Raw genomic sequence first — 10,214 nt, 5'->3', positions numbered from 1 at the left:
AGGCTTGCCCTCATCGCCCCTGTGTGCAAGTGCTGCGCAATGCATAACGCGGTGGCGGCCTGTGATGACCAGTCACCGCGTCAGCGGTTTAGTTCAACGTGATGTACACCGCAAACCCTGCGGTTTAAATCGGCTACTGAGGTTTAAATCATCCATTGAAATCTCCTGGAAGTGGCTTGCAGACTGGTTATTTGCAAAATAAGTGGGTTTTTATCCAGTTATAAAAATTCCGACAAACCCCGCAACCCAAGAGTGCGCCACTATAGCCCGGCCTCGTCTTGTGATTTTTTGCGCATCGGTATCTTTTTTTCAAAAGGCGGGGCGTGAAATGCTCTTTTTTTAGTAGCTACTTGCGCAGCTTGAATATGCGCTGGAGCCACTTTTTTCTTAAATATTTTGAGTTGGGTTTGCGATGGCTTAAGCGTCGCTGGATGCCTTGGTCGCCACCATCCCCCCCCCAGTACGCTGCGCATCGGCGCACTGCGCCCTCTGGTGTAGGACCGGGGCGTTGCGCAGCATGGGGCGGGTCTGCACCGCTTCAGTACAAGCGGATCGCCATGTCGTAGTACCAAGTCCGGCGGATTTCGACCACGTCGAATTCGCGGGCCAGGGCCGGTTGGAAGGCGGGGTAATTCGCCTGGCTGTGCACTACGCGCCGTATCGCCTCATCAATAGCGGCCACGCCGCTGGAGCGCACGAAGCTGACCGACTCTACCGAGCCGTCGCTGCGCACGGCGACTGTGACGATGGGGTCGGTGTGCGGCTGCTGCATGGATGCGCGGAATGCGCCATCGGTCATGTTGAATTCAATCTTTTGGCTCCAGGCTTGCGCGTACCGGACGAGTTCTTCGTTGCTATCGCTGCGCCCGAAGATACGGCCTCGGCGTGCGCTGCTCCATGAGGATGGCAGCGAGGAGGGGGCGGATAGGGGGCGTGCCGCTGCTGCCGCTTCACGCCGGTCGGCTTCTTCGTTGAGTTGCCGTCCTATCGCGCGCAGTTTTTCTTCCCGTTGCTCGGCGGCTACGCGGGCCGCCTCTAAGCGTGCGGCCTCTTGCCGAAGGGGGGCTTGTTTGGCGGCTTCCAGGCGTTCACGTTCGGCGGTCTGCTTGGCTGCGTCGGCCCGCGCGGCCTCTTGGCGGGCGGTGTCCTGCCGCAATGCTTCTTGTTGCGCGGCTTCTTGCCGTGCTGCGGCCTGTTTGGCGGCCTCCAGACGCTCACGTTCTGCTACCTGCTTGGCTGCGTCGGCCCGCGCGGCCTCTTGGCGTGCGGCGTCCTGCCGCAGTGCTTCTTGTTGTGCGGCTTCTTGCCGCGCTGCGGCCTGTTTGGCGGCGTCCAGGCGTTCACGTTCTGCGGTCTGCTTGGCGGCGTCGGCCCGTGCGGCCTCTTGGCGGGCGGTGTCCTGCCGCAGTGCTTCTTGCTGCGCGGCTTCTTGCCGTGCTGCGGCCTGTTTGGCGGCCTCCAGGCGTTCACGTTCTGCTGCCTGCTTGGCTGCGTCGGCCCGTGTTGTTTCCTGGCGCAGGGTGTTTTGGCGCAAGGTTTCGCTGCGCTCGGCTTCGGTACGGGCAGCCTTGGCGGCATCCTGTTGCGCGGCGGCTTGCTGAGCTGCGGCCCGTGCTGTTTCTTGGCGGGCGGTGTCTTGCCGGAGGGCTTCTTGCTGCGCCGCTTCGGCCAAGGCCGCTTGCTGGCGTTCGATCTCGATGCGTGCAGTTTGGGTGCGGGCGGCTGCTTCTGCCGCCGCCGCTGCTGCTCGTTGTTGTTGTTGTTGTTGTTGTTGGATTTCAGCCTGCCGTGTGGCTGCCAGGTGTTCGGTTTCCAACCGGGCGGCTTCGGCTGCTGCTTGCCGGGTGATCTCTTGTTGTGCTGCTTCTTGTCGTGCTGCCTCCAGGCGTTCGGCATCTTGCGGCTTGACCTGGACGGAGGGCGTTGCGACTGCCGGTGTGGATGGCATGGTGCGCGTGGCTCCATTGGTTGGATGTACCACCGGCACTTCGACAGGTTGGGGGGTCGTGGTGGGGGCGGGCTCGGCCGGTGCGGCTGCTTGCACTAGGCTTGCTGTTGGAGCGGCCAGATGTGTGGCGGGTGTTGGCACTGGCACAGGCGCCGGAGCCAGAGCAGCGGGCATCGGTGGGCCGTCCCCATCGTTTTGTGCGGGTTCGGCACGGGGCGCGGGTGGCTGGTGGATGACGACACGCAGCCCAGGCACCTCGCCCCGGCGTTCTTGCCAGGGCAGTCCGAAGCCTGGTAGCCCGTTTCCCTGGCCACCGAAGGTCAGGCTCAACAGCAGTGCGTGGACCAGCAGGGAGAGCAGCAGCCCCATAGATAGCTGCGGGAGCCGCGCACGCGCAGGGGGCGTGCTGGGGTTCAGCCACGGGGGATCGTTGGGAATGGGGAGTGCTTCGGTAGACACGTGTGGATGGGGGCGCAGCTGTGCGAAAACCGCCGGGGGGATAGGGCCAGAGACAAATGTACAAGTTCTTGCCACATCCTTAGCCGCCCCAAGGTGCACCCCGGTCTTGCCCCATCGGTTCACACACTACGCCGTCCACCCCAGCAGATGCTGCATTGCCCACAGTAGCCCGCTGATGCTGGCAAACGAGGCCACGGTGGTGACCAGCAAGGCGGCAGCGGTAAAGCCTTCCAACCCGTATTTTTGTGCCAGCACGGGGTAGATGCTGAGCATGGGCATGGCGGCGAAGACGACGGCGGCGGTGCGCAACGCGGGGTCTATCTGCATGCTGGGCGGCAGCAGCCAGAGCAGGGCCAACACGGCCAGCGGGTGCAGGATGAGCTTGCCCACCGCCACCCAAGCCAGGTCGCGGCGCACGCCGCCCAGTTGCAGGCCGACCAGCGTGCCGCCAATGACGAACAGCGCCAGCGGGCTGGACGCGGTGGCCACGATCTGCACCGTGCGGGCCAGCACATCGGGCAGGTGCAGGCCCAGCAGGGCGCAGCCGAAACCCGCCAGGATGGCCAGGATCAAGGGGTTTTTCAGCAGCTGGCGCAGGCTGGTCCACAGGGTGTGGTGCCAGCGCTGGGGGGTGTTTTGGCCACCGTGGTCGGCCAGGGCCAGGCAGATGGGGAGGATGAGCATGTTCTCGACCAACATGGTGAGCGCCAGTGCCACCCCGGCCGTGGGGCCGATGAGTTGCAGCAGGATGGGGTAGCCCACGAAGCCGCTGTTGGCGGCCGTCATGCCCATGCTTTGCATGGCCGCCAGTGGCATGCTGGTGCCCCGCAGGCGGCGGGCGACCAGCAGGCCCAAGCCCAGCACGGCCAGCGAGCCCAGAGCGTAGACCAGCAGGTAGGGCAGGTTGAGTACTTCTGCCAGCGAGCGCTGGGACAGCGCATTAAAAATCAGCGCGGGCAGGCAAAAATTAACGACAAAGCGGCCCAGCACCCGCAGCTCCGGCTTGCTGAACAGGCCATAGCGCACGGACAAAAAACCCGCCGCCATGATCAGGTAGATGGGGGCAGTGATGGCGAGGATATAGAGCATTGGAGGGGGCCGCCAACCCTCACCCCGGCCCTATCCCATGCTGGGGAGAGGGAGGGAGTCAAGGGCGATGTCGGTCGGTCAGTATTTCAGCGTGGCCACCGAGCGCAGCACTTCGGGCGTGGTGCTGGGCAGGCCAAAGAATTCCAGGTAGGCCGGAATCTGCTCAAACAGCATGTCGGTGCCCACCTGCACCGGGCAGCCCCGGGCTACAGCGGCGCGCAAAAAAGCGGTCATCTCGGACTTCATCACCACTTCGCCGACGAAGGTAGTGGGCGCAATGCGTTCCACGTCCATCGGCAGCGGGTCGCCGTCAACCATGCCCATCGGCGTGCCGTTGACCACCAGGTCGCAGCCTGCGGGGTCGTTAGAGCCGGTGGTGACTTGCAGGGCCGGGTAGTGCTGGCGCAGGCGGCTGGCCAGCCCGTCCATCGACGGGGCATAGGCATCAAACAAAGTGATGGCCCCAATGCCTGCTGCCGCCAGCGAGGCGGCAATGGCCGAGCCCACGCCCCCGCAGCCGACCACCAGCGCGTGGATGCCCTTGAGCGCAAAGCCCTTGCGCTGCACGCCGCGCACAAAGCCTTCGCCGTCGAACATGTCGCCGACCAGCTGGCCCGCAGCGTTGCGGCGCACGGCGTTGCAGGCCCCGGCTATTTGCGCGGTGGGCGACACCACGTCCAGCAGGCCGGTGGTGGTGACCTTGTGCGGCATGGTGATCAGCGCGCCCCGGATGTTGGTCAGGCTGAACACGGCTTTGAGGAAGGCCGGGTAGTCATCGGTCTTGCAGCCCATCGGCACGACGACAGCATCAATGCCTGCGTGGTCGAAGTAGGGGTTGTAGATCATCGGCGCCTTGAAGGCGTGGGTGGGGTAGCCGATGTGGGCGATGATTTCGGTGTTTCCGCTGATCATGGTGGACTTTGTGTAGATGAACGCCTGTTTTAGGCGTAAAAAAGGCTGCTAGCGCATATTTTGTATGCGCTAGCAGCTATTGAATTTGTAGCGACTGGGTGTTAGGCGCTTTTCGCCGCTTGGGCAGCCGATACGCCCGCCCGCAGGCCCAACAGGTAGCTATCGACCCCAAAGCCGCAAATCTGCCCCTTGACGATTTCGGCAAACACCGAGACGTGGCGGAAGGCTTCGCGGGCGTGGATGTTGGACATGTGCAGTTCCACGATGGGGCAGGTTAGGATGGCCAGCGCGTCGCGGATGCCATAGCTGTAGTGCGTCCAGGCCCCGGCGTTGATGAGCACTGCGTCCACGCCATCGGCATAGGCCTGGTGGATGCGCTCGCACATCTCGCCTTCGCTGTTGGTTTGAAAAGCTTCCACCGTGGCACCCAGCTCCTGGCCCAGCGCCGACAGGCTGGCGTTGATCTCGTCCAGCGTGATGGTGCCGTACTGCTTGGGGTCGCGCTTGCCAAACATGTTGTGGTTAATGCCGTGGAGCATGAGGATGCGCATGGGGTTCCTTGACTGAATGACGTATTAACAAACGCTGGCTACGCACTCCACGGCTAAGGGCGATAGCCCAAAGCCGTGCCTTCCAGAAACACCGTGGAACCGGCTTTGCCGGGCCACTGGTGTTGCCCCCTTGCCAAGGGGGTTGGCGAAAAGCGCTTGCGCTGTAGCCTGGGGGTGTACCAATTACTTTCGGATTTTGGCCAACTCAGCTTGCATGGCCTGCACGGTTTCCTGGCCCACCGACACGGCGTACTTGGCGATCACAGGGCGCATTTTGTCGCGCAGCTTGTCCACTTCGGCAGCGGGCAGCTCGGTGACCTGCATACCGGCCTTTTTGAGCGCATCCAGCGCGGTGGTGGCGGCCTCTCGGGCCACCTGGCGCTGGTATTTACCGGCTTCCACGGCGGCATCGCCAATCAGCTTTTTCTCGTCGGCGCTGAGCTTGTCCCAGAACTTCTTGCTGATGATGACCGACTGGGGGTTGTACTGGTGGTTGGTCAGGGTCAGGTTCTTCTGCACTTCAGAGAACTTGTTGGCCAGGATCACGCTCAGCGGATTCTCTTGGCCGTCCAGGGCTTTGGATTCCAGCGCGGCATACACCTCGGGGAAGGCCATCGGGGTGGGGTTGGCATCGAGCGCCTTGACCCAGTCGAGGTTGATCGGGTTGGGGATCACGCGGATCTTCAAACCGGCCATGTCGGCCACGCTGTTGATAGGGCGCTTGCTGTTGGTCAGGTTGCGAAAGCCCAGTTCCCAGTAGGTCAGGCCGACCATGCCTTTGTCTTGCAGCTTGGCGTGCATCATCTTGCCGAACGGGCCGTCCACCACAAAGTCGGCTTCCTTACCGCTAGAGAACTGGAACGGGAAGTCGTAGATGGCGAATTCTTTGACCTGGCTGGCCAGGATGCCGGAGTTCATGGACACCATCTCCAGCGTGCCGCCTTGCAGGGCCGACACATTGGGTGCGTCGCCGCCCAGCACGCCGCCGGGGAACATATTGACCTTGATCTTGCCGCCGGACTTGGCCGCCACGATTTCGGCAAACTTCTCCATGCCCATCACCAGCGGGTGGCCCTTGGGGTTTTGGGTGGCGAACTTGATGGTGCGCTCTTGGATGTCGGCGGCGCTGGCGGCTCCGAAAGTGGCGACAGTAGCAGCGGCGATCAGGGTTTGGATGAACAGACGTTTCATGGTTATCTCCTAGGGGAATGAAGAGTGGACTGACAAAAAAGGGAAGAAGGTATCAACCGTATAAGAACTTGGCGGGCCACATCACGATTTGCGGGAACAGCACCATCAGGAACATCACGATGAACTGCACCAGCATGAAGGGCAGCACGCCACGGGTCACGTCGTCCATGCGCATCTTGCCCACACCGGCCACCACGTTGAGCACCGTGCCCACTGGCGGGGTGATCAGGCCAATCGAGTTGTTGATGATGAACAGCACGCCAAAGTACACCGGGTCAATGCCTGCGGCCTTGACGATGGGCATCAGCACCGGGGTCAGGATCAGGATGGTGGGGGTCATGTCCATAGCGGTGCCCACCACCATCACCAACACCATGATGGCCATCAGCAGCAGTGTGGGGTTGCCCAGCAGGGGTTCCAGCAGGGTTACGACCTGGTCGGGCAGCTGCGCCACCGTGATCAGCCAGGCCGACACCATCGCTGCCGCCACCAGAAACATGATCACTGCCGTGGTTTTGGCCGCACCCAGGAACACGTCGTACAGCTGCTGGATGCTCAGCTCTTTGTAGATAAAACCGGCCACAAACAGGGCGTACACCGCAGCCACCACAGCGGCTTCGGTGGGGGTAAATACGCCCATGCGCAGGCCCACCAAAATGAACACCGGCAGCATCAGCGCCCAGCCCGCGCTGCGAAACGCCTCCCACACTTCGGCCTTGGTACGGCGGGGGGGCGGCACCAGCAGCTCGCGGCGGGTCAGCCACCACCAGGTAAACCACAGGCCCGCGCCCAGCACCAGGCCCGGAAAGATACCGGCCAGAAACAGCTTGCTGATCGACACGTTGGCCGACACACCGAAGATCACAAAACCAATCGACGGCGGAATGATCGGGCCGATCACGCCGCAGGCCGCGATCAGGCCGCCGCTGCGCGCCTTGTCGTGCCCGGCCTTGACCATCATGGGCAGTAGCAGGGCGGTAAGCGCCGCCGCATCGGCCACCGCCGAACCCGACAGGGCCGACAGCAGGCAGGCCGCCACGATGGTCACGTAGCCCAGACCGCCGCGCACATGGCCCACCAGCGCCATCGCAAAGTTGACGATGCGCTTGGACAGGCCGCCGGTGTTCATCACCTCGCCCGCCAGCATGAAGAAAGGCACGGCCAACAGGGGGAAGCTGTCGGCACCGTTGATGACGTTTTGCGCCAGAATTTGCGCGTCAAACATGTCCATGTGCCACATCAGTGCGGCACCACAGAGCAAAAGGGAGAAGGCGATGGGCACACCCAGCGCCATAGCGGCGAGCAGGGAGCCCAGAAAAACAGCAATAGTCATGGTCTTGGGGTTCGGCTGGGTTTATTGGATGGGCTTGGGCACGTCGATGGGCTCTTCTTCCGACTCCCGGATGCCAATCAGCTCGGCCTCGGTCAGTTGGCCCGCCATCAACCGCCACAGGTGGTTCAGCAAAATCACCGCGCCCGACACGGCAAACACCATGCCGCAGCCATAGAACCAGGCCATCGACACCTCCATCGCGGCGCTGGTCGAGTCCAGGTTGATCTTCACCTGGTCCAGCGCGCCCTTGAACAGCAGCCAGCAGACATACAGCATCAACACATGGCCCACCACCAGACAAAACTTCTTGCCCGCCACCGGCAGGCGCGACACCAGCGTGTCGGTGCCCAGGTGCGCACCTTCGTGCATGGCAATAATGCCGCCCAAAAAGGTCAGCCAGACAAACAGCCAGCGCGACAGCTCTTCGGACACCGCAATGCCCGAGTTCATGGCGTAGCGCAGCACCACGTTGGTAAACACCAGCACCACCATCAGCGCCAGGCAGCCCACAATCAGCCAGGACAGCAGCCGGCAGTATTTATCTAACAATTTTTGAATCACGTGTGTCTCCAATGACGGTTCATTTATTAATGTACTAATTAGATACTTTTTGCCGTTCAGGGCTTACCCTATGCCAATACTCGAATTCAGAGCTATCTGTTATGCCGGAAGTAGATAGCTGATGGGGGTGTTTAGGAGGACCAGGGCCGCCCATCTAAAGCCCAACCCCGGCGCTGCATGGCTGCGGTGGGAGGGGTTTTATGCTCCCGGCCCCATCCGCCAAGCCGCATCTTCCCATCCCGGCACATACGCATCCCCCGCATTCCCCAGGTTGCGGTTCACCAAAGGCCGGGCAAACGAGGCGTGCCGCATGCTGCGCACCTCGTGCTCCAGCGTGGCCAGCACGCGGCCGGTGTCCAGATCGGTAATGTCCTGGAAGCGGTACTGGCTCTGGCTGCTTTCCTCAGAAACCAACCCGCGCGCCAGCAGCCGCTGGTGCGGGCCCGAGAAATCAGCCACGCTGATCTGCACATGGTGGCCGTCATAGGCGGGCAGGGGGCGGGCGGTTTCGCGGAACACCAGGCTGCCATGCAGCCCCGCCGCAATCCGCGCAAACACCCCGCGCCCATCCTCGCCCACGCGGGCCAGGGCACCCAAAACCTCGGTATAAAACCGCGCAATGCCTGCCGCCGTGCCGGGCGCGCAGTCCACCTCTACATACGGCATGCCCAAAATCAGCGGGCCAAACTGTGCCGCATCCGGCGCATGCACGCGGATGCGGTTGCCCCAGGGGCAGGTGGCCAGCACCACATCGCCCAAGCGCTCAAAGCCGAACTGCGTGCCACTCAGCAGCGGCGCAATCTGGCCCAGCCGCACCAGCAACCCGTCCAGGTCGGGCATCACCAGCCCCACCACGCCGCGCAGCACCTCGGCGCGGCCGGTGGGCACGTGGAACTGGCTGCTGCCGATGTTCATCCAGGCGTTGTCAATGCCCACGCGCTGGTACGGGTCGCGGGTGAGCCCCAGGCCCATGGCGTAGAAGATGATGGCTTGCTGCTGGTTCGCCACGCGCAGGTTCACGTGGCCGAATTCGATGATGTTGCCAATGTCTTCGGTGGCGCGGTTGAAGGGCTTGTACATGCTGGAATGGGTGGTTGAGCTGTTATTTTGGCCGCTGTCCCCGGCGCCGTCTGCGCTGCGGTGTGGCCCGCCCGGCTGTTTGCGACCAGCGCCAAGGCAGCTAAGCCGTATCTGGAAGACTTCGTGCAACTCAACTGCGAAAGTTGCTTTTTGAGCCTGAGAGGATTACGCTGCGGCGCATTGAACTGCTATTGATTAAATAGCTACATGCGCAGGTAGAACATGCGCTAGAGGCCTAAAAGGCTTGAAGCCTTCTGGCCTGCTGGTGGACGCGCTAAGTTATGCAGTCTCGCCAATCCCACCCACCACCTGGCTGAAACCGCCGTCTACATAGGTGATCTCGGCGCTCACGCCTGCGGCCAGGTCGCTCAGCAAAAACGCCGCCACGTTGCCCACGTCGTCAATCGTTACGTTGCGGCGAATCGGGCACTCTGCCGTGGCTTTGAGCATCTTGCCAAAGTCTTTGATGCCGCTGGCGGCCAGAGTTTTGATCGGGCCGGCGCTGATGCCGTTGACGCGGATGCCCTTGGGGCCGACCGACTCGGCCAGGTAGCGCACGCTGGCTTCCAGGCTGGCTTTGGCCAGGCCCATCGTGTTGTAGTTAGGCAAGACGCGCAGGGAGCCCAGGTAGGTCAGGGTCAGCAGGGCCGACTTGTTGCTCAGGTAAGGCAGGGCGGCCTTGGCCATCGCGGGGAAGCTGTAGGCGCTGATGTCGTGGGCCACGCGGAAGCTTTCGCGGCTCAGGCCTTCCAAGAAGTCGCCGGTGATGGCTTCGCGCGGGGCAAAGCCGATGCTGTGGACGAAGCCGTCAAACGTGGGCCAGGTTTGCGCCAGGTCGGTAAACAGCTTGTCGATTTGCGCGTCATCGCCCACGTCGCAATCAAAAATCAGCTTGGAGTCGAAGTCGGCGGCGAATTCGGTGATGCGGTCCTTGAAGCGCTCGCCCACGTAGCTGAAAGCCAGCTCGGCACCCTGTGCGTGGCAGGCTCGGGCGATGCCGTAGGCGATGGAGCGGTTGCTCAGAACACCGGTGATGAGTAGTTTTTTGCCAGCCAGAAAGCCCATTTTTTATCTCCTGAAAAAGTATTGC

Annotated in this window: 9 protein-coding genes; all 9 read right to left on the bottom strand. The window is 62.5% G+C overall.

Translation table 11 applies throughout. The features are described from left to right. Window positions 1-538: 538 nt before the first annotated feature. The 9 genes from AC0969_RS06650 to fabI all read right to left on the bottom strand — a co-directional run bounded on the left by AC0969_RS06650 (window position 539) and on the right by fabI (window position 10,189). Entirely contained in the window at window positions 539-2,407 is a 1,869-nt protein-coding gene (locus tag AC0969_RS06650; protein WP_479623348.1) for a TonB C-terminal domain-containing protein, read from the bottom strand. A gap of 126 nt (window positions 2,408-2,533) precedes the next feature. Further along, window positions 2,534-3,496, bottom strand: coding sequence for an AEC family transporter (locus tag AC0969_RS06645; protein ID WP_479623347.1), 963 nt, complete (start codon window positions 3,494-3,496; stop codon window positions 2,534-2,536). Window positions 3,497-3,574: 78 nt separating this feature from the next. Further along, window positions 3,575-4,408, bottom strand: coding sequence for a shikimate dehydrogenase family protein (locus tag AC0969_RS06640; protein ID WP_479623346.1), 834 nt, complete (start codon window positions 4,406-4,408; stop codon window positions 3,575-3,577). Window positions 4,409-4,509: 101 nt separating this feature from the next. Beyond that, on the bottom strand, window positions 4,510-4,959 hold the full coding sequence (gene aroQ, locus AC0969_RS06635) for a type II 3-dehydroquinate dehydratase (RefSeq protein ID WP_479623345.1): 450 nt from the start codon (window positions 4,957-4,959) through the stop codon (window positions 4,510-4,512). Window positions 4,960-5,142: 183 nt separating this feature from the next. Next, window positions 5,143-6,150, bottom strand: coding sequence for a TRAP transporter substrate-binding protein (locus AC0969_RS06630; protein WP_479623344.1), 1,008 nt, complete (start codon window positions 6,148-6,150; stop codon window positions 5,143-5,145). A 52-nt stretch (window positions 6,151-6,202) separates the two neighbouring features. Further along, window positions 6,203-7,483 carry a TRAP transporter large permease subunit gene (locus AC0969_RS06625; RefSeq protein ID WP_479623343.1) on the bottom strand — a complete coding sequence of 427 codons (1,281 nt, stop codon included), beginning with the start codon at window positions 7,481-7,483 and terminating at the stop codon, window positions 6,203-6,205. A 21-nt stretch (window positions 7,484-7,504) separates the two neighbouring features. After that, window positions 7,505-8,044 (bottom strand): TRAP transporter small permease, encoded by a 540-nt coding sequence (locus tag AC0969_RS06620; protein ID WP_479623342.1) that lies wholly within the window; start codon window positions 8,042-8,044, stop codon window positions 7,505-7,507. Window positions 8,045-8,242: 198 nt separating this feature from the next. Continuing rightward, window positions 8,243-9,124 (bottom strand): VOC family protein, encoded by an 882-nt coding sequence (locus tag AC0969_RS06615; protein ID WP_479623341.1) that lies wholly within the window; start codon window positions 9,122-9,124, stop codon window positions 8,243-8,245. Window positions 9,125-9,403: 279 nt separating this feature from the next. Then, window positions 9,404-10,189: an enoyl-ACP reductase FabI gene (fabI, locus tag AC0969_RS06610; protein ID WP_479623340.1), complete on the bottom strand. Its 786-nt coding sequence runs from the start codon at window positions 10,187-10,189 to the stop codon at window positions 9,404-9,406. Window positions 10,190-10,214: the final 25 nt, after the last annotated feature.

The organism is Rhodoferax sp. LB1P47, assembly GCF_056521445.1.
The sequence above is the reverse complement of the archived record's forward strand: the minus strand, read 5'-3'. Positions and strand labels throughout refer to the sequence as shown.

Coding starts and splice junctions, on each gene's coding strand:
- AC0969_RS06645 (WP_479623347.1), bottom strand. CDS start 3,496: ATGCTCTATATCCTCGCCATCACTGCCCCCATCTACCTGATCATGGCG.
- AC0969_RS06640 (WP_479623346.1), bottom strand. CDS start 4,408: ATGATCAGCGGAAACACCGAAATCATCGCCCACATCGGCTACCCCACC.
- aroQ (WP_479623345.1), bottom strand. CDS start 4,959: ATGCGCATCCTCATGCTCCACGGCATTAACCACAACATGTTTGGCAAG.
- AC0969_RS06630 (WP_479623344.1), bottom strand. CDS start 6,150: ATGAAACGTCTGTTCATCCAAACCCTGATCGCCGCTGCTACTGTCGCC.
- AC0969_RS06625 (WP_479623343.1), bottom strand. CDS start 7,483: ATGACTATTGCTGTTTTTCTGGGCTCCCTGCTCGCCGCTATGGCGCTG.
- AC0969_RS06615 (WP_479623341.1), bottom strand. CDS start 9,124: ATGTACAAGCCCTTCAACCGCGCCACCGAAGACATTGGCAACATCATC.
- fabI (WP_479623340.1), bottom strand. CDS start 10,189: ATGGGCTTTCTGGCTGGCAAAAAACTACTCATCACCGGTGTTCTGAGC.